At 67.3% G+C, this 19,337-nt stretch carries 19 protein-coding genes; 5 read left to right on the top strand and 14 right to left on the bottom strand.

Annotation, left to right across the window (positions count from 1 at the left end):
- Positions 1-93: 93 nt before the first annotated feature.
- From hslU to VG561_RS11620, 8 genes are all read right to left on the bottom strand, one after another.
- Positions 94-1,467, bottom strand: a complete 1,374-nt coding sequence (gene hslU, locus VG561_RS11655) for an ATP-dependent protease ATPase subunit HslU (RefSeq protein WP_164077329.1) — start codon at positions 1,465-1,467, stop codon at positions 94-96.
- 103 nt (positions 1,468-1,570) lie between these two features.
- Positions 1,571-2,122 carry an ATP-dependent protease subunit HslV gene (gene hslV / locus VG561_RS11650; protein WP_005411093.1) on the bottom strand — a complete coding sequence of 184 codons (552 nt, stop codon included), beginning with the start codon at positions 2,120-2,122 and terminating at the stop codon, positions 1,571-1,573.
- Positions 2,123-2,207: 85 nt separating this feature from the next.
- Positions 2,208-3,104: a tyrosine recombinase XerC gene (gene xerC / locus VG561_RS11645; RefSeq protein WP_423179605.1), complete on the bottom strand. Its 897-nt coding sequence runs from the start codon at positions 3,102-3,104 to the stop codon at positions 2,208-2,210.
- A gap of 16 nt (positions 3,105-3,120) precedes the next feature.
- Positions 3,121-3,795 carry a DUF484 family protein gene (locus VG561_RS11640; RefSeq protein WP_014648463.1) on the bottom strand — a complete coding sequence of 225 codons (675 nt, stop codon included), beginning with the start codon at positions 3,793-3,795 and terminating at the stop codon, positions 3,121-3,123.
- On the bottom strand, positions 3,792-4,643 hold the full coding sequence (gene dapF / locus VG561_RS11635) for a diaminopimelate epimerase (protein ID WP_032961204.1): 852 nt from the start codon (positions 4,641-4,643) through the stop codon (positions 3,792-3,794). Before dapF ends, VG561_RS11640 begins: the two co-directional genes overlap by 4 nt.
- Positions 4,636-4,908 carry an LPS translocon maturation chaperone LptM gene (gene lptM, locus VG561_RS11630; protein WP_014648465.1) on the bottom strand — a complete coding sequence of 91 codons (273 nt, stop codon included), beginning with the start codon at positions 4,906-4,908 and terminating at the stop codon, positions 4,636-4,638. The genes dapF and lptM overlap by 8 nt, the downstream gene beginning before the upstream one ends.
- Before the next feature lie 82 nt (positions 4,909-4,990).
- Positions 4,991-5,419: a YbaN family protein gene (locus VG561_RS11625; protein ID WP_075076663.1), complete on the bottom strand. Its 429-nt coding sequence runs from the start codon at positions 5,417-5,419 to the stop codon at positions 4,991-4,993.
- 54 nt (positions 5,420-5,473) lie between these two features.
- Positions 5,474-7,585, bottom strand: a complete 2,112-nt coding sequence (locus tag VG561_RS11620) for a S9 family peptidase (RefSeq protein ID WP_423179604.1) — start codon at positions 7,583-7,585, stop codon at positions 5,474-5,476.
- A gap of 143 nt (positions 7,586-7,728) precedes the next feature.
- Here VG561_RS11620 and VG561_RS11615 point away from each other — a divergent pair, with 143 nt between their 5' ends.
- Complete coding sequence (locus tag VG561_RS11615; RefSeq protein ID WP_049406038.1) at positions 7,729-8,922, top strand: pyridoxal phosphate-dependent aminotransferase; 1,194 nt, start codon at positions 7,729-7,731, stop codon at positions 8,920-8,922.
- A 118-nt stretch (positions 8,923-9,040) separates the two neighbouring features.
- Here VG561_RS11615 and VG561_RS11610 read toward each other — a convergent pair whose 3' ends face one another.
- Entirely contained in the window at positions 9,041-11,137 is a 2,097-nt protein-coding gene (locus VG561_RS11610; protein WP_126411375.1) for a prolyl oligopeptidase family serine peptidase, read from the bottom strand.
- Positions 11,138-11,206: 69 nt separating this feature from the next.
- Entirely contained in the window at positions 11,207-11,530 is a 324-nt protein-coding gene (locus VG561_RS11605; RefSeq protein WP_049439992.1) for a hypothetical protein, read from the bottom strand.
- A 128-nt stretch (positions 11,531-11,658) separates the two neighbouring features.
- Between VG561_RS11605 and VG561_RS11600 the strand changes: the two genes are divergently transcribed.
- Positions 11,659-12,261, top strand: a complete 603-nt coding sequence (locus tag VG561_RS11600) for a lipocalin family protein (RefSeq protein ID WP_014648471.1) — start codon at positions 11,659-11,661, stop codon at positions 12,259-12,261.
- Between the two features lie 96 nt (positions 12,262-12,357).
- Here VG561_RS11600 and VG561_RS11595 read toward each other — a convergent pair whose 3' ends face one another.
- From VG561_RS11595 to VG561_RS11585, 3 genes are all read right to left on the bottom strand, one after another.
- Positions 12,358-13,047 (bottom strand): methionine ABC transporter permease, encoded by a 690-nt coding sequence (locus tag VG561_RS11595; protein WP_134809318.1) that lies wholly within the window; start codon positions 13,045-13,047, stop codon positions 12,358-12,360.
- On the bottom strand, positions 13,044-14,051 hold the full coding sequence (locus VG561_RS11590) for a methionine ABC transporter ATP-binding protein (protein ID WP_014648473.1): 1,008 nt from the start codon (positions 14,049-14,051) through the stop codon (positions 13,044-13,046). Before VG561_RS11590 ends, VG561_RS11595 begins: the two co-directional genes overlap by 4 nt.
- A gap of 162 nt (positions 14,052-14,213) precedes the next feature.
- On the bottom strand, positions 14,214-15,110 hold the full coding sequence (locus tag VG561_RS11585) for a DMT family transporter (RefSeq protein ID WP_014648474.1): 897 nt from the start codon (positions 15,108-15,110) through the stop codon (positions 14,214-14,216).
- Between the two features lie 155 nt (positions 15,111-15,265).
- Between VG561_RS11585 and VG561_RS11580 the strand changes: the two genes are divergently transcribed.
- The 3 genes from VG561_RS11580 to VG561_RS11570 all read left to right on the top strand — a co-directional run bounded on the left by VG561_RS11580 (position 15,266) and on the right by VG561_RS11570 (position 17,216).
- On the top strand, positions 15,266-15,748 hold the full coding sequence (locus VG561_RS11580) for a YajQ family cyclic di-GMP-binding protein (RefSeq protein ID WP_006471121.1): 483 nt from the start codon (positions 15,266-15,268) through the stop codon (positions 15,746-15,748).
- 101 nt (positions 15,749-15,849) lie between these two features.
- Positions 15,850-16,416, top strand: coding sequence for a DUF1415 domain-containing protein (locus tag VG561_RS11575; RefSeq protein WP_049406028.1), 567 nt, complete (start codon positions 15,850-15,852; stop codon positions 16,414-16,416).
- Entirely contained in the window at positions 16,413-17,216 is an 804-nt protein-coding gene (locus tag VG561_RS11570; protein ID WP_032961223.1) for an SDR family oxidoreductase, read from the top strand. Before VG561_RS11575 ends, VG561_RS11570 begins: the two co-directional genes overlap by 4 nt.
- A gap of 71 nt (positions 17,217-17,287) precedes the next feature.
- On the opposite strand, the gene VG561_RS11565 is transcribed toward VG561_RS11570, so the two are convergent.
- On the bottom strand, positions 17,288-19,318 hold the full coding sequence (locus VG561_RS11565) for a M3 family metallopeptidase (protein ID WP_032961226.1): 2,031 nt from the start codon (positions 19,316-19,318) through the stop codon (positions 17,288-17,290).
- Between the last annotated feature and the right edge of the window lie 19 nt (positions 19,319-19,337).

Genomic DNA, 19,337 nt, shown 5'->3' with positions numbered 1-19,337 from the left:
CACAGGAAAAAGGCCACCTTGCGGCGGCCTTTTCTGCTGCAGTGGGCGGGGTCAGCGCCCTCGCCACGGCGAGGGATCCGACCCCACCAGGCATTACAGGATGTAGCGGCTCAGGTCCGGGTCCTGCACCAGCTCACCCAGGTGCTTGTCCACGTAGGCGCTGTCGATGGCCAGGGTTTCGCCGTCGCGGTCCGGTGCCTCGTAGCTGAGCGAATCCAGCAGGCGCTCCAGCACCGTATGCAGGCGACGCGCGCCGATGTTTTCCTGGCGTTCGTTCACCTGGAAAGCGATCTCGGCCAGACGATCAATGGCATCGGCAGTGAAGCTGACCTTGACGCCTTCGGTGGCCAGCAGTGCTTCGTACTGCTTGGTCAGCGCGGCCTTCGGTTCGGTCAGGATGCGCACGAAATCGTTCTTGCTCAGCGCACCCAGCTCCACGCGGATCGGGAAGCGGCCCTGCAACTCCGGAATCAGGTCGCTGGGCTTGGCCAGGTGGAACGCGCCCGACGCGATGAACAGGATGTGGTCGGTCTTGATCGTGCCGTACTTGGTGGACACGTTGGAGCCTTCCACCAGCGGCAGCAGGTCGCGCTGCACGCCTTCGCGCGACACGTCACCACCACCCACGTTGTCGCCACGCTTGGCGACCTTGTCGATCTCGTCGATGAAGACGATGCCGTGCTGCTCGCAGGCCTCGATCGCGGCGGTGCGGATGTCGTCCTCGTTGACCAGCTTGCCCGCTTCTTCCTCGATCAGCAGCGGGCGCGCGGCCTTGATGGTCAGCGTGCGCTTGTGCGCCTTGGCGCCGCCGCCGAGGTTGGCGAACATCGACTTCAGCTGCTGGCCCATTTCCTCCATGCCCGGCGGGGTCATGATGTCCATGCTGACGTTGGCGGCCAGGTCGAGTTCGATCTCGCGCTCGTCCAGCTCACCGTTGCGCAGCATCTTGCGGAACTTGATGCGGGTCTCGTTGTCCTGCGCCGACGGCTCGTTGCGGGCGACTTCCGGATCGAAACCAATGCCACCGCTGCGGCGCGGCAGCAGCGCATCCAGGATGCGGTCTTCGGCACGCTCTTCGGCCTGGGTGCGTACGCGCACCTTGGCCTGTTCGCGATAGAGCTTGACCGCGGTATCGGCCAGGTCGCGGATGATCTGCTCGACGTCCTTGCCGACGTAGCCGACTTCGGTGAAGCGGGTGGCTTCGACCTTCACGAACGGTGCGTTGGCCAGCGTGGCCAGGCGGCGCGCGATCTCGGTCTTGCCGACGCCGGTCGGGCCGATCATCAGGATGTTCTTCGGCATCACTTCATTGCGCAGCTCGGGCATCAGCTGCATGCGGCGCCAGCGGTTGCGCAGGGCGATGGCCACGGCGCGCTTGGCGTCGTGCTGGCCGACGATGTGCCGGTCCAGTTCCTGCACGATCTCGCGCGGGGTCATGGTGGCGGAGGAAACTTCGATCTTCGACATGGATGTGCTCACGGATTCTTTGTCGGTAGTGCCGGCCGCTGGCCGGCAACCAGGCACGCGTGCGGGGGATCATGAGGTTGCCGGCCAGCGCCCGACGCTACCCTCACAGCTCCTCGACCACCACGTTGCGGTTGGTGTAGATGCAGATGTCGCCGGCGATGCCGATCGCTTCACTGGCGATGGTGCGCGCATCCAGTTCGGTGTGCGCCATCAAGGCGCGTGCGGCCGACAGTGCATACGAGCCACCCGAGCCGATGGCGATGATGCCGTCCTCCGGCTCGATTACATCGCCGGTGCCGCTGATGATCAGCGAGGTTTCCTTGTCGGCCACCGCCAACAGGGCTTCCAGCTTGCCGAGGCGGCGCTCGGTGCGCCAATCCTTGGCCAGTTCGACCGCAGCACGCTGCAGCTGGCCATGCTTTTCCAGCTTGGCCTCGAACAGCTCGAACAGGGTGAAGGCATCGGCGGCGGCACCGGCGAAGCCGGCCAGCACCTGGCCATCACGACCAAGGCGGCGCACCTTGCGCGCGTTGCCCTTCATCACGGTGTGGCCCAGCGTGACCTGGCCGTCGCCGGCAATGGCCACGTGCTCGCCGCGACGGACGCAGACGATGGTGGTGGCGTGGAAAACGTTGGGGTTCTGACTGGGGTCCATGATGCCTCCGGGGTGACAGAACCAGAGGTGGGGACTGCGCTGCGCCCTTCAAGCCACCCGCGACCGGCTGCCGCAGGGGCAACGTTCAGCTTTCTCCGCTGCCCTCGTTGCTGCGTCGACGCTTCGCGCGCGGATGCGCGGCGTCGTAGACCTTGGCCAGGTGCTGGAAATCGAGGTGGGTATAGATCTGCGTGGTGGCGATGTCGGCGTGGCCCAGCAGCTCCTGCACACCGCGCAGGTCGCCGGACGATTCCAGGATGTGGCTGGCGAAACTGTGCCGCAGCATGTGCGGGTGCACGTGCTTGAACAGGCCCTGGCGCTGCGCCAGCTGGCGGATGCGGATCTGCACCGCGCGCTGGCTGATCGGCCCGTTGCGGCCGGGGAACACCGGCGAGGCCGGGCCGCCGCCACTTTCCGCGCGCCACGCCTGCAGCGCTTCGCGCGCCGGCCGGCCGAACGGCACCCGGCGCTGGCGGTTGCCCTTGCCCAGCACGTTCACCAACCCGCTGTCGAAATCCAGATCGCGCCAGGTCAGCGCGCAGACTTCGCTCAGGCGCAGGCCAGAGGAATAGAACAGTTCCAGCAACGCGCGGTCACGGCGGCCGAGCTCACCCTCCGGCTCCAGATCGACCAGCTGCACCGCCTCATCGGCGTCGAGGACCTGTGGCAAGCGGCGCGGTGCGCGCGGTGCCTTCAGCGTTGCTGCCGGGCTGACCTCGATACGCCCGTGCTTGAGCAGCCAGGCATAGAAGCTTCGGCAGGCCGACAGGCGGCGCTGCAGGCTCTTGGCCGACAGGCCGCGGCGGTGCTCGTCGGCAACGAACTGGCGCACGGCCTCGGCATCCAGTGCCTCCACCGCCACGCCACGCGGCTCGGCCCAGGCCGACAGCGCGTCCAGGTCGCGGCGGTAGGCGTCGAGCGTATGCGCCGACATCCGCCGCTCCACCTGCAGGTGCTGCAGGAAGGCCTGTACCGCGCTCATCGTCGTCGCAACCTGCTCAGCCCGGGAAGCGCTTCAGGCCAGTGACCAGCGCGTCGCCCATCATGCGCAGGAACAACGTCCCCATGCCCGGGTAGAAGCGGTTCGGGTCGTGGCTGCCGACCGCGATCAGGCCCACGCCCGGTAGCGGCAGCAGCGCGGTGGTCTGCACTTCCTCGCTGCGCACGCCGTACAGCACGGCATTCTTTTCCGGCTGCAGGCGGCCGCAGATCGGCTCGCCATCGTTCAGGCAATCGCGGAACGGGCCCAGCTGCGGATCATCCGCGGCAATCACCTGCAGCCAGTCGGCCTGTTCCAGCCCGGCCACTGGCGTGTGCACCACCAGCCGCACAAGGTCGCCGGCGAAGTCTTCCTGCAGCGAGGCGGCCATCGCGCGCAGGGTGTCAGCCGCGTTGTCCTGCTTCATCAGCGCCAGGGTCAGCTGGTGCGTGCGCACCGCCAGGCGCTCATTGACCTGGGCGGTCGCGCCCAGATCGGCCAACCGTCGTGCCAGCTCGCGGTTCTTCTCGCGCAGCACTTCCAGCTGGTAGCTGGCCAGCGACGCGGTCGGACCGTCGTCACGCGGCACCACCAGGGTCAGGGCCAGGTCCGGGAACTGCTTGAGGAAGCCGGGATGACGCCGCAACCAGGCAGCGACTTCATGGGCCCCGAGCTTGTCGACGGTTTCGGTCATGCGATCCACTCCCCTTCGAAGACGAATGCGGTCGGGCCCGCCATCACCACCGGCTGGCCATCGCCCGGCCACTGGATGCGCAGGTCGCCACCGGGCAGGCTGATGCGGGCATCGCGCTGCAGGCGACCGCGCTGCATCAGGGTCACCGCGGCGGCACAGGCACCACTGCCGCAGGCCAGCGTCTCGCCGACACCGCGCTCGAACACGCGCAGGCGGGCGTGGGCCGGGCTCATCACCTGGGCGAAGCCCACGTTCACCGAGCGCGGGAACGACGCATGCTGCTGCAGCAGCGCACCGACGCGCTCGACCGGTGCAGCATCGACCAGGCCCACTTCGATCACCGCATGCGGGTTGCCCATCGACACCGCGGCGAAGCGTACGCTCTCGCCCTGCAGCGGCAGCAGGTATTCCTCGCGCGCGTGCGCAAAGCCCATCAGCGGCACGTTGGCCGGCTCGAAGGCGGGCACGCCCATCGTCACCGCAAACTGCCCTTCGCCCAGCACCTTCACTTCATGGCTGGCCAGCGGGCTGTCGATGACGAATGCATCGCCCTGCGCACTGCCCTCGCGCACCAGCCAGGCGGCGATGCAGCGCGCGCCGTTGCCGCACTGCTCGGAATTGGAGCCGTCGGCATTCCAGATGCGGTACGAGGCCACCGAACCGTCCGCACGCGGTGCCTCGATGGTCAGGATCTGGTCGCAGCCAACGCCGGTGTGGCGGTCGGCCAGGCGCGCGGCCAGCTCGGGCGTGGGCGGCGCGGTGCCGTCACGCAGGTCGATCACTACGAAATCATTGCCCGCGCCATGCATCTTGCTGAAACGCAGGGCCCTGGAACCGGCCTTACTCATTCCCGCTGCCCGCCTTCTTCGCGGGCGTGGGCGCCGGCTGGGTGGCCGGTGCGGCCGGCTCCACGGTCGTGGCCGGGGTGCCGCTGCCCTGGGTCTGCGGCGCAGTCGCCTCGGTGGCGGGCTCGGCAGCGGGTTCGACGGTTTCTTCCACCGGCACCGGCTTCTGCGGCAGTACCAGCGGGCCCTTGTTGCCGCAGGCGGCGAGGAGCAGCAGCGAGGCCGCTGCCAGCGGAATCAGGATGGCGTTTCGATGGGGGATCTTCATGCCCCGAGTATAGCCATTGGCGGCTGAGCGGTTGGTGCAGGGAATCGGGTTGCCGGCCAGCGGCCGGCACTGCCGCCGGCGCTCAATCCGCGGGAGGCGGTGGCAGCGGCCGCGTCCACAGCCAGATTGCGACCACGGTCATGCTGCCGATCGAGAACCACTTCACCCAGGCGATCGGCACGCACCACAGCATGATGCCGGCGCATACCGCCATGGTGATCGTGGCCATCCACTTGCCGTAGCGGCTGACCGCCCCGTGTGCCTGCCAGTTGGCGATGGCCGGGCCGAAACGCGGATGCTGCAGCAGCCAGGTATGCAGGCGCTCCGAACCGCGCGAGGCGGCCCAGGCCGAGATCAGGATGAATACGGTGGTCGGCAGCCCCGGAACGAAGATGCCGACGATGCCGGTGCCCAGGCTGACGTACGCCAGCAGCCACCATGCCCAGCGGAAACGCACCACGCGCGGCGGCGTGGCGCTATCGCGGGGTGCAGATGGCTCGGGCAGGCTCATGGCCGCAAGGATACCGGTTCGGGGTGCCAGGCAGCGCCCGGCGCCCCTTCGCCGTTACGGCTGGGCGATGCCCAGCTGCTGCAGCACGAACGCGTACGACTCGGACAGTTCACGGTAGCGCTGGAAGCGCCCCGACTTGCCGCCGTGGCCAGCTTCCATGTTGGTGCGGAACAGGATCGGGTAGTGGCCGGTGTTGTCATCACGCAGCTTGGCCACCCACTTGGCGGGCTCCCAGTACTGCACCTGCGAATCCCACAGGCCGGTACCCACGTACAGCGCCGGGTACGCCTGCTGCTTCACGTTGTCATAGGGCGAGTAGGACAGCATGTAGTCGTAATACGGCTTCTGCTCCGGGTTGCCCCACTCGTCGTATTCGTTGGTGGTCAACGGAATGGTCGGGTCGAGCATGGTGGTGACCACGTCGACGAACGGCACCTGCGCCACCATGACCCGGTAATCCTGCGGCGCCTGGTTGGCCACCGCGCCCATCAGCAGGCCGCCGGCGCTGCCACCGGACGCGGCCACGCGATCCTTCGCCGCCCAGCCCTGTGCTACCAGGCCACGGGTGACGTCGATGAAGTCGTTGAAGGTGTTCTGCTTGTGCAGCAGCTTGCCGTTCTCGTACCAGTCGCGCCCCATCTCCTGGCCGCCACGGATGTGGGCGATGGCATACACCACGCCACGATCAAGCAGGCTGACCGCGGTCTGGTTGAAGTACGGATCCATCGACATGCCGTAGCTGCCGTAGGCGTACTGGAACAGCGCGCCCTTGCCGTCCTTCTGGTAGCCCTTGCGGTAGACCAGCGACACCGGCACCTTCACGCCATCGCGCGCGGTGATCCAGACGCGGTCGGTTTCATACTTCGACGCGTCATAGCCGATCACCGGCTGCACCTTCAGCTGGCGACGCTCGCCGGTGGCGGTGTTCAGCTCGAACACGGTGGTCGGGGTGGTCATCGAGGTGTAGACGTAGCGCAGCCACGGCGTATCGGCCTCGGTGTTATCGCCCAGGCCCATCGAATAGGCCGGCTCGTCGGCCTTCACGTAGTCGCTGCGCCCGTCCCTGAACAGCAGGCGGATGCGCTCCAGGCCCTCGGACCGTTCGGCGATGGCAGTGTACGTGTCGAACAGTTCGAAGCCTTCGATGAACACCGCATCGTCATGCGCGATCCAGTCTTTCCATTGCGCGCGCGAGGTGGCATCGGTCGGTGCGGTGACCAGCTTGAAGTTCTTGGCACCATCATTGGTGCGGATCACCCAGCGGCCGTCATGGTGGTCGGCGTCGTACTCGACATCGCGCTGGCGCGGCGCCAGCACGGTGAAGGTGGTCGGGTCGCTGGCCGGCGCGTAGCGCTCTTCCGAGGACACGGTGCTGTGCACGCCGATGGTGATGAAGCGATCGTCGCGGGTGCGGCCGATGCCCATGTAGAAGCTGTCGTCCTTCTCTTCGTAGACGACGGTGTCGGCGCTGGCCGGGGTGCCCAGCACGTGCTTCTTCACGCGCACGGTCAGCAGCGTTTCCGGATCGTTCTCGACATACAGCACGGTGCGGTTGTCGTCGGCCCAGACCAGGTCGCCGGAGCTGCCGGTGATCACATCGGGCAGCACCGTGCCGGTGGCCAGGTCCTTGAAGCGGATCGTGTACTGGCGGCGGCCGACGTCATCGTCGGCCCAGGCCAGCAGCTGGTTGTCCTGGCTGACTTCCATCGAACCGACGCTGAAGTAGCCCTTGCCGGCGGCCATCGCGTTGACGTCCAGCAGGATTTCCTCGGCCGCCTCCATGCTGCCCTTGCGGCGCGCGTGGATGGGGTAATCCTGGCCGGTCTCGAAGCGGCTGTAGTACCAGTAGCCGCGCTCGCGCGCCGGCACGCTGGAATCGTCCTGCTTGATGCGGCCGACGATCTCGTTGTACAGGGTGTCTTCCAGTGGCTTCAGCGGTGCCAGCAGCTGGTCGGCGTAGGCATTCTCTGCCTGCAGGTAGGCCAGCATGTCCTTGTTCTCGCGCTTGTCGTCGCGCAGCCAGTAATAGTCATCGTTGCGGGTCGCGCCGAACGGCGCCTTGACCACGTGCGGATGCTTGGCGGCATCCGGCGGAACGGGCGGCGTGGCGGCGGTAGCAGTCGTGGTCATCAGGCTGGCGAGCAACAGGCAGAGAGTGGACTTCATGAGATAAGGCTCCTGGCGCATCAATGCAATGGTCTTCGACGGGGTCAGATCCCTTTTCCCGAAAAGGGATCTGACCCCAATCTCGGCAATGCGGCAACCCTGCGGAACGTCATGGGTTGCGCCGGCCGGCGTACCATGGGCACATGAGCACCCCGCCCCACACGCCGGGCTACAGCCGGCGCAGCCATGAAATCGCTCCGTTCCACGTGATGTCCCTGCTGGCCCGCGCGCAGGCGCTGGAACAGGCAGGCCACGATGTGATCCACCTGGAAATCGGCGAACCGGACTTCACTACCGCCGAACCCGTCGTGCGTGCCGGCCAGGCCGCACTGGCCGCCGGCCACACCCGCTACACCGCAGCGCGCGGCCTGCCGGCGCTGCGCCAGGCGATCAGCGGTTTCTACCGCAGCCACTATGGGCTGGATGTCGATCCCGAACGCATCCTGGTCACCCCGGGTGGGTCCGGTGCGCTGCTGCTGGCCAGCAGCCTGCTGGTCGATCCCGGCCGCCACTGGCTGCTGGCCGACCCCGGCTACCCCTGCAACCGCCACTTCCTGCGCCTCGTCGAGGGCGGCGCGCAGCTGGTGCCGGTCGGCCCGGACACCGCCTACCAGCTGACCCCTTCGCTGGTGGAACAGCACTGGAATGACGACAGCGTCGGCGCGCTGGTCGCCTCACCGGCCAATCCGACCGGCACCGTGCTGTCCGCCGACGAACTGGCGGCACTGTCGCAGGCCCTGCACGCGCGGGGCGGCCACCTGGTGGTGGACGAGATCTACCACGGCCTGACCTACGGCCTGGATGCGCCCAGCGTGCTGCAGGTGGACGACAGCGCGTTCGTGCTGAACAGTTTTTCCAAGTACTTCGGCATGACCGGCTGGCGGCTGGGCTGGCTGGTGGCACCGCCTGCAGCGGTACCGGACCTGGAAAAGCTGGCGCAGAACCTGTACATCAGCGCCTCCAGCATCGCCCAGCACGCCGCGCTCGCCTGCTTCAGCGAGGAATCGATGGCGATCTTCGAACAGCGCCGGGAAGCGTTCCGCCAACGCCGCGACTTCCTGCTGCCCGCGTTGCGTGAGCTCGGCTTCCGCATTGAAGTCGAGCCGCAGGGCGCGTTCTACCTGTACGCCGATGTCAGCGCGTTCACCGACGACGCGCAGGCGTTCTGCGCGCACTTCCTGGAAACCGAGCACGTGGCGTTCACCCCGGGCCTGGATTTCGGCTTCCATCGCGCCAACCAGCATGTGCGGCTGGCGTATACCCAGCAGGTACCGCGGTTGCAGGAGGCGGTGGCGCGGATCGCGCGCGGGTTGAAGCGTTGGCAGGGATCACGTTGAGGGTTGTGCCGGCCGCTGGCCAGCAACCCGGGAATGCCTGAATGATGCGGTTGCCGGCCAGCGGCCGGCACTACCGGTAAAGAAAAACGCCGCCCTGGGGCGGCGTTTTCCGTTCTGCTTACTTGCCGCCCAACCGCTCCCACAGGAAGCTGTAGGCCAGCGCGGACATATGCGCGGCCTGTGCATTGTTGGCTGCGCCGCCGTGGCCCCCTTCGATGTTCTCGTAGTAGGTCACGTCCTTGCCGGCGTCGATCATCTTCGCCGCCATCTTGCGGGCGTGGCCCGGGTGCACGCGGTCATCGCGGGTGGAGGTCGTGAACAGCACCGGCGGGTAGTTCTTCTTCGCGTTGAACAGGTGATACGGCGAGAAGGTCTTGATGAATTCCCAGTCGCTGGTGTCCGGGTTGCCGTACTCGGCCATCCACGAGGCGCCGGCCAACAGGTGGCTGTAGCGCTTCATGTCCAGCAGCGGCACCTGCACCACCACCGCACCGAACAGCTCCGGGTACTGGGTCAGCATGTTGCCCGTCAGCAGGCCACCGTTGCTGCCGCCCTGCACGCCCAGGTGCTTGGCGCTGGTGATCTTGCGCTTGACCAGGTCCCGCGCCACCGCGGCCATGTCTTCATAGGCCTTGTGACGGTTCTGCTTCAGCGCCGCCTGGTGCCAGCGCGGGCCGTACTCGCCGCCGCCGCGGATGTTGGCGACCACGTACACGCCGCCCTTCTCCAGCCAGGCGCGACCCATGCCACCGGAATAGCTCGGGGTCAGCGAGATCTCGAAACCACCGTAGCCATACAGCAGGGTCGGGTTGGAGCCATCGAGCTTCATCGCCCTGTCGTGCACCACGAAATACGGCACGCGGGTGCCGTCCTTGCTGGTGGCGAAGTGCTGCTCGATCACCTTGCCCTTGGCATCGAAGAAGGCCGGCATGGTCTTCAGCGTTTCCGGTGCCTGGCCGATCTCGGCCAGGGCCAGCGTGGTCGGCGTCAGGTAATCGGTGGCGGTCAGCCACACCGCGTCGCTGTCATTGCTGTCCACCGCAGCCACGCCCAGCGTGCCGAAGGCCGGGGCGCCGACGAAGCGGCTGGTCTGCCAGCCGTCGGCACCCGGGGTCAGCACCGACAGGCGGTTCTTGACGTCGTCCAGCACGTTCAGCACCAGGTGGCTCTTGGTCCAGCTGGCACTGGCCAGTGAGGTGGTCGCGGTCGGGGTGAACAGCACGTCGAAGTCGCGCTTGCCGGCCAGGAAGTCGTCCAGCTTCGTCGCCAGCAGCGAACCGGACGCGTAGGTCTTGCCGCCCACGGTCCACGGATCGCGCAGTTCCAGGGTCAGCCACTGCTTGTGCAAACCCTTCTCGGCCGAGTTCGGCGCGTCGATCTTGGTCAGCGTGCCGTCGTCGCCACGCAGGTAGAGCTCGTTGTTGTAGAACGCCAGGGTGCGGCTGACCAGGTTGCGTTCGAAGCCCGGGGTGTCATCGTGCATCGCCGCGATGTACATGTCCTCCGGCTTGCCTTCGTACACCACGGTGGCCGAGGACATCGGCGTGCCGCGCTTCCACAGCTTGGCCACGCGCGGGTAGCCGGAGGTGGTCATCGAGCCGGCACCGAAGTCGGTGTAGACGAACACGGTGTCGCGATCGACCCAGTTGAGGCCGCCCTTCGACTCCGGACGGAAGAAGCCATCCTTGATCCAGGTCTTGTTGGCCAGATCGAACTCACGGGTGACGTCGGCGTCGGCGCCGCCGCGCGACAGCGCGATCAGGCAGCGGCTGTAATCCGGGCGCAGGCAGTCGGCGCCGTGCCAGACCCAGTTCTCGCCCTCGGCCTTGTTCAGTGCATCCAGGTCGAGCACGGTCTCCCACTGCGGCGAGGCCTTGCGGTACTCGGCCAGGGTGGTGCGGCGCCACAGGCCGCGCTCGTGCTGCTGGTCCTTCCAGAAGTTGTAGTAGTAGTCACCGATCTTCTGCACGCCGGGAATCTTGGCGTCGGAGTCGAGCACCTCGCGGATGCTGGTCTCCATCTGCTTGAAGGCCGGGGTCTGCGCCAGGCGCGCCTCGGACCTGGCATTCTGTTCCTTGACCCAGGACAGTGGCTTGTCGCCGGTGACGTCCTCCAGCCAGGCGTAGCGATCGGTGTCTTCAGCGGCCACGGCGGTCCCCACCGAGGCAGCGGTCATCATGCCGGCCAGCAGGCAGGCGGAAGCGAGTCGTGACATTGCAGCTCCAGGCAGTCATAAGCCGGGGAACGCTAGCACGGAATGTCGCGGCCTCCCCCGTGTCGAAGGTCAGGCCGTGGCCGCCGGACCGCGCCGGCCGCGTGCGGCGGAAGCCGGCCGACGGCGCGCCTGTCCACCGGTACGCCGCGCCCGCCATCGCCATGACGGGTGCGGCAGCGGAAAGCGCAGCAGCGCCCACCAGGCCGCGAGCGGCATGCCCACCAGCCACATCGGCAGCCAGCCCAGCCATGCGCTGCTGCCACGCGCCGCCGGCCAGACCAGTACCAGCGCCAGCCCAGCCAGGGCCAGCTGCCGCACGCCGCGCAGCAGGCGCGGGTCGGCGCGTTCGATGACGCGTTCAGTTGCAGGGCGACGGACGGAACGAGCGTTCATGGGGGCTTCTCCGGTAGACAATGCAACACAGCTTGGGCAAGCCCCTTCTCACAGGATGCGACACCATTGACGGATCGCGTGCACACAGTCGACCATGCGCGTGCAAGCCCACTGGAGCCCGCTCCCGCATGACTTCGATCCGCCCGTTCTGCGCCGTGCTGCTGGCTCTGTCCCTGGCAGGTCCTGCCATGGCCGCCAGTGAGCCGCCGTCGCCCCGCGCCAGCGCCACCGACGCGGCCGACCCGGGGGCGCCGATCGACCTGAAGCGCTTCATGGGCACCTGGTATGTGATCGGCCGCGTGCCGAACTTCATCGAACGCGGGCATGTCGCCAGCGTCAACGAGTACGAGCTGCGCGACGAGCACAAGGTCGCCATCACCTACCGCTACCGTGATGGCTTCGGCGAACCACTGCAGGAAATTCGCGCACGTGCCAGCGTCGATCCGGACAGCGGCAACCATGGCTGGCGAACCTGGTTCTATCGCGTGGTGCCGACCCATTCGCGGGTACTGGAAGTGGCCCCGGACTATTCATGGGCACTGATCGGTTATCCGGGCCGCGAAATGGCCTGGATCTTCGCGCGCAAGCCGGACATGGACAAAGCCCTGTACAAGGAGCTGGCCGAGCGCCTGCGCGACGAGTACGGCGTGAACACCGACAAGCTCAAGCGCGTGCCTCAGCATCCGGAACAGGTCGGCAAGCTGGGCTACGAAGTACCGAACGCGCGTTGACCGCACGTGGAATTGCCGGCCAGCGGCCGGCACTACCGTTTTTTTCCCGGCAATCGGGTAGAGCCGGCCGCTGGCCGGCTGCCGCCCGGCATTCTGTTACTTGCGGCTGTAATGCGCGACCAGGCGGTCGCCGAGCATCTGCAGCAGCTGCACCAGGACCAGCAACAGGACCACGGTGACCAGCGCCACGTCGGTGTGCGAACGCTGGTAACCATCGCGGAACGCCAGGTCGCCGAGGCCACCGGAACCGATCGCACCGCCCATCGCGGTGAAGCCGATCAGGGCCACGGTGGTGACCGTCGCCCCGGCGATCAGCCCCGGTCGTGCTTCCGGCAGCAGCACCCGGGTGACCAGCTGCCAGGTGGTGGCGCCCATCGCCTGGGTCGCCTCGATCACGCCACGATCCACTTCGCGCAGCGCGGTCTCGACAAGGCGCGCGTAGAACGGCGCCGCGCCGATCACCAGCGGCACGATCGCGCCGCGCACGCCCAGCGAGGTACCCATCAGGAACAGCGTGACCGGGATCAGCACGATCATCAGGATGATGAAAGGCACCGAGCGCAGCAGGTTCACCACCAGAGCCAGCACGCCATAGGCAAACGGCCGGCGCTTCATCTGCGGCGCCCCGAACAGGTACAGCAGCACGCCCAGCGGCAGGCCGATGGCCAGGGTCAGCGGCAGCGAACCGAGCAGCATCAGCAGGGTGTCAAGGGTGGCCTGGCCGATGTCGGCCCACTTGCCCGCATCCAGGTGACGGAAGAAACCGCCGGCAGTGGCGATGATCATCGACGCAGCTCCTCGACATGCACGCCGGCAGCCACGAAGGCAGCCTGCGCGGCGGACTGGTCACCGCCCACCAGGGCGACCACCAGCTGGCCATAGGGGGTATCCTTGATCCGGTCGATACGGCCGGACAGGATGTTGTAGTCGACCCCTGTCTGGCGCGCGACGCTGCCCAGCAGGGGTTCGTAGGTGTCGCCGCCGAGGAAGGTCAGGCGCACGATGCGCCCGCCCACCACGTCGAAATCGCGGTGCAACGCCCCTTCGTCCACGTGCTCCGATTCGCTGACGAACCGCCGCGTGGTCGGGTGCTGCGGATGCAGGAACACCCGGGTAACCGGACCGGTCTCGACCATCTGGCCAGCATCGAGCACGGCCACGCGGTCGCAGACACGGCGGATCACGTCCATCTCGTGGGTGATCAGCACGATGGTCAGGCCCAGCTCGCGGTTGATCTTCGACAACAGCGACAGCACCGAGGCGGTGGTCTGCGGATCCAGCGCGCTGGTGGCCTCGTCGCACAGCAGGATCTGCGGGCGGGTCGCCAGCGCACGGGCGATGCCGACACGCTGCTTCTGGCCGCCGGACAGCTGCGCCGGATACTTCTGCGCATGCGCTTCCAGGCCCACGGTCTGCAGCAGCTCGGCCACGCGCGCGTCGATCTCCGCCTGCGGCGTGCCGGCCAGCTCCAGCGGGAAGGCGACATTGCCAGCCACCGTGCGCGACGACAGCAGGTTGAAGTGCTGGAAGATCATGCCGATGCGCCGGCGCAGCGTGCGCAGGCCGTCCGCGTCCAGTGCGGTGACATCCTCGCCACCGATCAGCAGCCGGCCACCGCTGGGTTCTTCCAGGCGGTTGATCATGCGGATCAGGGTCGACTTGCCGGCGCCGGAATGGCCGATGATGCCGAATACCTCACCGGCCTCGATGGTCAGGTCCAGCGGTTGCAGCGCGCTGACTTCGCGGCCGGCAACGGCATAGGATTTGTGCAGGCGCTGGAACTCGATCACGGGCGTGGCTCACCGGCTGGGTGACGGAAGGGGGCGTGCAGCCTACCAGCGCAGGCGGTCGCGCGCCCGCGCCATGGGCCAGAATGTTATTCCTTTTGGTTCTAAGCCGCCCGCGCCGACGTGTTGGCAGGGGCTCTGACCCCATTCCCAGGCCCAACCGGCTCAGGGATGGTCCAGCGGCTTAGGTGGCTGCACCCGGTTCAGGCGCTCACGATGCAGCAGGTACAGTCCCGAAGCCACGATGATCGCGGCGCCCACCCAGGTATAGCCATCAGGCAGCTGGCCCCAGAAGGCCAGATCCCAACCGATCACCCAGACCAGGCCACTGTATTCCAAGGGCGCGATCATCGAGGCCTCTCCCAGCTGGAACGCCTTGGTCAGGGCGATCTGGCCCAGCGCCCCGGCCAGGCCCATGCCGGCGATCAGCGGCGCATGCGCCAGCTGCAGCGGCACCCAGCCGGGAAGGGACAGCAGGCCGGCACCGATGGCCATGATCACCAGGAACCAGACCACCATCGACTGCGAGGTATCGGTGCGGGTCAGCAGGCTGACCGTGATCGCCGCCACGGCATAGGCGGTGGCCGCAGCCAGCACCATCAGGCCGGGCACCGAGATGAAACCGTCCACGCCCGGCCGCAGCACCACCAGCACGCCGACCAGGCCGATGCCGATGGCGACCCAGCGCCGTGGCCCGACCCGCTCGCCCAGCAGCGGTACCGACAAGGCGGCGATCAGCAACGGGGCGACGAAATAGATGGTGTAGGCGGTGGACAGCGGCAGGTCGCGCAGGGCGAACACGAAGCAGCCGATCATCGCCATGCCCAGCGCGCCACGCAGCAGGTGCAGGCCCCAGCGACGCGGCACCAGCGAGCGCGGGCCGGCGCTGGCCAACACCCAGACCAGCACGAACGGCAACGAGGCCGCGCCGCGCAGGAAGGTCACCTCCAGGGTCGGATAGCTGGCCGACAGCTGCTTCATGCCAGCGTCCATCAGCGAGAAACAGGCGACCGCAGCGACCATCCAGGCCACCGCACGCGAAGGGGAGCGTTGCACGTTCATGGCCCATTATCGCCCGGTCGTCGCTTTCTGTAGAGCCGAGCCCACGCTCGGCTGCTCTTCACAAAGCCGCCGAGCGTGGGCTCGGCTCTACAGGGGACGGGCATGCGGGCCCTCGCGATAGAATGATCGCCACTGAAACCTGCGGAGCACCGCCCATGCCTTCCTTCGACGTCGTGTCCGAAGTCGACACCCACGAGCTGACCAACGCCATCGACCAGGCCAACCGCGAACTGGCCACCCGCTTCGACTTCAAGGGCGTGGACGCAAAGTTCGAGCGCGACGGCGATGTCATCAACCAGACCGCGCCGACCGAGTTCCAGCTCAAGCAGATGAACGACATCCTGCGTGCTCGCCTGGCCGCACGCGGCATCGACGTGCTCAGCCTGGAGTTCGGCGACATCGAGACCAACCTGGCCCAGGCCCGGCAGAAGATCACCGTCAAGCAGGGCATCGAGCAGAAGATCGCCAAGAAGATCGCGGCGGCGCTGAAGGATGCCAAGCTGAAGGTGGAAAGCCAGATCAACGGCGACAAGCTGCGCGTGCAGGGCAAGAAGCGCGACGACCTGCAGGACGCCATCGCCGTGCTCAAGGCCGGCAAGTTCGAGCTGCCGCTGCAGTTCAACAACTTCCGCGACTGAGGCATCCGCCGGGCATGCCCCGGCGCTGCCAGCGGCAGGCACGACGGCGCGTTGCCAACGACGCGCCTACAATGGCGGCCCCGCCAGCCGACGTGCCCGCCATGACCGATTCCCCCCTGCCCACCGATGACCCGATCGCTGCCACCCGCCTGTGGCTGGAGCGCATCGTCATCGGCCTGAATCTGTGCCCGTTCGCCAAGGCGGTGTATGTGAAGGACCAGGTCCGCATCGTGCTCAGTGATGCGACCACGCCGGAAGCGCTGGTTGAGCAGCTGGCCGAGGAACTGGTGCTGTTGCGCGATACGCCGGCCGAGCAGATCGATACCACGCTGATCGTGCATCCGCAGGTGCTGACCGATTTCCTCGACTACAACGACTTCCTCGACAACGCCGATGCGGCGATCGAGGCACTGGACCTGCAGGGGATCCTGCAGGTGGCCAGCTTCCACCCGGACTACCAGTTCGACGGCGTGGCAGCGGACGACGCCAGCAACTACACCAATCGCGCGCCCTTCCCCACCCTGCACCTGCTGCGCGAAGACAGCGTGGCGCGCGCAGTGGATGTCTATCCGGACCCGGACGTGATCGTCGAGCGCAACATCCAGACCCTGGACCGCATCGGCGTGGACGGCTGGCATCGCCGCCTGCGTGGCGAAGACCTGACGTGAGCACGGTGCCGCCGATTGCCGCATGGCCGGCCGCGCCGCTGTCGGGCAAGGTGGTGCTGGTCACCGGCGGCGCCAACGGCATCGGCCGTGGCATCGCACAGGCCGTGCTCGGTGCCGGCGGACGCGTGCTGATCGGCGACCTGGACGTGGAGGCCGGCGAGGCGTGCCTGGCGGAATGGCAGCGTAGTGGCGAGGCCGCATTCCAGCGCCTGGACATCACCGACGAAGCCAGCGTGCGCGACTTCATCGCCGTGGCCCTGCGGCGTTTCAGCCGTATCGACGGGCTGGTCAACAACGCGGGCATCGCCGGACCGCATGGCACGCAGCTGCAGGACATGGACTGGGACGAGTGGCAGCGCCGCCTGTCCTCGCTGCACGGTGCCTTCCTGTGCAGCAAGCACGCACTACCGGCGCTGACGGCCAGCGCCGCCGGCGCAATCATCAACATCGCCTCGACCCGCGCCTGGCAATCCGAAGCGCACAGCGAGGCCTATGCTGCGGCCAAAGGCGGGCTGGTGGCGTTCACCCATGCGCTGGCGATCAGTGCCGGCCCAACGGTGCGGGTCAACAGCATCAGTCCGGGCTGGATCGGCACCACGGCCTGGCAGGCTCCCTCGCGGCGACACGCACCGGAGTACTCGGCCATCGACCAGGCACAGCACCCGGTCGGCCGGGTCGGCCGCCCCGAGGACATCGGCGCGCTGGCGGTGTACCTGCTGTCGTCGCTGTCCGGCTTCAGCACCGGCCAGGACTTCATCGTCGACGGCGGCATGACCCGGAAGATGATCTACGCCGAATAGAAAAAGGGGACGGAGGGGATTAAGTCGTTTGTGCACAAACGACTTAATCCCCTCCGTCCCCTTTTTTTCGCTTACGCCATGCCCGAGTGCCGCAGCAGCGCGTCGATCTGCGGCGCGCGGCCGCGGAAGGCCTTGAAGTTCTCCGCCGCCGGGCGGCTGCCACCACGCGACAGGATCTCATCGCGGAAGCGTGCACCGGTTTCAGCCAGTGCCTGCGGCGCTTCCTCGAACGCGGCGTAGGCATCGGCGCTGAGCACTTCGGCCCACTTGTAGCTGTAGTAACCCGCGGCGTAACCACCGGCGAAGATGTGGCTGAACTGGTGCGGGAAGCGGTTCCAGACCGGCGGGTGGTTCACGGCCACTTCCGCGCGCACTCGGTCCAGCAGTGCCAGCACGCTGTCCTGCGCCGGTTCGAACTGGCTGTGCAGCAGCATGTCGAACAGGCCGAACTCCAGCTGGCGCACCGTGGCCATGCCGCTATGGAAATTGCGCGCCGCCAGCATGCGCTCGTACAGCGCGCGCGGCAGCGGCTCGCCACTGTCCACGTGCGCGGTCATGCCCTGCAGGTGGTCCCATTCCCAGCAGAAGTTCTCCATGAACTGGCTGGGCAGCTCCACCGCGTCCCATTCCACGCCGTTGATGCCGGCCACGCCCAGTTCGCCGATGCGGGTCAGCAGCTGGTGCAGCCCGTGGCCCATCTCATGGAACAGCGTGGTCACTTCATTGTGGCTGAAGGTCGCCGGCCTGCCGTTGGCGCCCCGGCCAAAGTTGCACACCAGGTAGACCAGTGGCGTCTGCACGCTGCCGTCGCCACGCACGCGACGGTTGCGGCAATCGTCCATCCACGCACCGCCGCGCTTGCCCTCGCGTGCGTACAGGTCCAGGTAGAACTGGCCGACCAGCGCGCCCTGCGCATCGACCAGGCGGAAGAAGCGCACGTCTTCGTGCCACACCGGTGCGCTGTCTTCCTGCACATGCAGGCCATACAGCTGCTCGATCACCGAGAACAGGCCGCCCAGTACCTTCGGTTCGGTGAAATACTGCTTCACTTCCTGCTCGGAATAGCTGTAACGCGCCTGCTTCAGGCGGTCGGCGGCGAACGCCAGGTCCCAGGCCTGCAGGTCATCGATGCCCAGCTGCTCGCGTGCGAACTGCTCCAGCTCGGCGCGGTCCTTGGCCGCGAACGGCTTGGCTCGCGCGGCAAGGTCACGCAGGAAACCCAGTACTTCGGCCGGGTCCTGCGCCATCTTGGTCGCCACCGAGTAATGGCCGTACGAATCGAAGCCGAGCAACGCGGCCAGTTCGGCGCGCAGGGCAAGGATACGGTCGATGTTGCCACTGTTGTCCAGCGCGTCATCGCCGAACTCCGATGCACGCTGCGCGCTGGCACGGTACAGGATCTCGCGCAGGTCGCGGTCTTCAGCCCAGGTCTGCACCGGCAGGTAGCACGGCATCTGCAGGGTCAGTTTCCAGCCGGTCCTGCCGTCCTTCTCTGCCGCAGCGCGCGCGGCAGCCTTCACGTCTTCCGGCAGGCCCAGCAGTCGCGCTTCGTCCTCGATGTACAGCGACCATGCATCGGTGGCGTCGAGCACGTTCTGCGAGAACTTCGCCGACAGCGCCGACAGTTCCTCCTTGATCGCCGCAAAGCGCTGCTGCGCCTCAGGTGCCAGCTCGGCACCGCCCAGGCGGAAGTCACGCAGCGTGTTGTCCAGCACCTTGCGCTGGGCTTCATTGAAATGCGCCGCCTCCGGGCTGGCGGCCAGTGCCTGGTACTGGCGATACAGCGCCAGGTTCTGGCCCAGCGCGCTGGCGAAACGGGTCACCCGCGGCAGGTTGCCGTTGTAGGCCTCACGCAGTTCCGGGGTGTTGACCACCCCCTGCAGGTGGCCGACCAGGCCCCAGGCACGCCACAGGCGCTCGGTGGCGTCATCCAGCGGGGTGACGAAGGTGTCCCAACGCACCGGCTGCACCCGCTCGGCTGCGCTGACGGCGGCTTCGGCCTCGGCCAGCAGCACATCCAGCGCCGGCGCGACGTGCTCGGGGCGGATCGCGTCAAAGCGCGGCAGTCCGGAAAAGTCGAGCAGGGGGTTGGCAACGGTCACGGCAGATCTCCAGGGAACG

It is taken from the genome of Stenotrophomonas sp. CASM110 (assembly GCF_049384345.1).
GTDB lineage: Bacteria > Pseudomonadota > Gammaproteobacteria > Xanthomonadales > Xanthomonadaceae > Stenotrophomonas > Stenotrophomonas muris.
Note: the sequence above shows the minus strand (reverse complement) of the source record. Positions and strands in the feature narration are given on the sequence as shown.

What these genes read in the sequence shown, in the direction of transcription:
- hslU (WP_164077329.1), bottom strand. Translation starts at nt 1,467, where the DNA reads ATGTCGAAGATCGAAGTTTCCTCCGCCACCATGACCCCGCGCGAGATC.
- hslV (WP_005411093.1), bottom strand. Translation starts at nt 2,122, where the DNA reads ATGGACCCCAGTCAGAACCCCAACGTTTTCCACGCCACCACCATCGTC.
- xerC (WP_423179605.1), bottom strand. Translation starts at nt 3,104, where the DNA reads ATGAGCGCGGTACAGGCCTTCCTGCAGCACCTGCAGGTGGAGCGGCGG.
- VG561_RS11640 (WP_014648463.1), bottom strand. Translation starts at nt 3,795, where the DNA reads ATGACCGAAACCGTCGACAAGCTCGGGGCCCATGAAGTCGCTGCCTGG.
- dapF (WP_032961204.1), bottom strand. Translation starts at nt 4,643, where the DNA reads ATGAGTAAGGCCGGTTCCAGGGCCCTGCGTTTCAGCAAGATGCATGGC.
- lptM (WP_014648465.1), bottom strand. Translation starts at nt 4,908, where the DNA reads ATGAAGATCCCCCATCGAAACGCCATCCTGATTCCGCTGGCAGCGGCC.
- VG561_RS11625 (WP_075076663.1), bottom strand. Translation starts at nt 5,419, where the DNA reads ATGAGCCTGCCCGAGCCATCTGCACCCCGCGATAGCGCCACGCCGCCG.
- VG561_RS11620 (WP_423179604.1), bottom strand. Translation starts at nt 7,585, where the DNA reads ATGAAGTCCACTCTCTGCCTGTTGCTCGCCAGCCTGATGACCACGACT.
- VG561_RS11615 (WP_049406038.1), top strand. Translation starts at nt 7,729, where the DNA reads ATGAGCACCCCGCCCCACACGCCGGGCTACAGCCGGCGCAGCCATGAA.
- VG561_RS11610 (WP_126411375.1), bottom strand. Translation starts at nt 11,137, where the DNA reads ATGTCACGACTCGCTTCCGCCTGCCTGCTGGCCGGCATGATGACCGCT.
- VG561_RS11605 (WP_049439992.1), bottom strand. Translation starts at nt 11,530, where the DNA reads ATGAACGCTCGTTCCGTCCGTCGCCCTGCAACTGAACGCGTCATCGAA.
- VG561_RS11600 (WP_014648471.1), top strand. Translation starts at nt 11,659, where the DNA reads ATGACTTCGATCCGCCCGTTCTGCGCCGTGCTGCTGGCTCTGTCCCTG.
- VG561_RS11595 (WP_134809318.1), bottom strand. Translation starts at nt 13,047, where the DNA reads ATGATCATCGCCACTGCCGGCGGTTTCTTCCGTCACCTGGATGCGGGC.
- VG561_RS11585 (WP_014648474.1), bottom strand. Translation starts at nt 15,110, where the DNA reads ATGAACGTGCAACGCTCCCCTTCGCGTGCGGTGGCCTGGATGGTCGCT.
- VG561_RS11580 (WP_006471121.1), top strand. Translation starts at nt 15,266, where the DNA reads ATGCCTTCCTTCGACGTCGTGTCCGAAGTCGACACCCACGAGCTGACC.
- VG561_RS11575 (WP_049406028.1), top strand. Translation starts at nt 15,850, where the DNA reads ATGACCGATTCCCCCCTGCCCACCGATGACCCGATCGCTGCCACCCGC.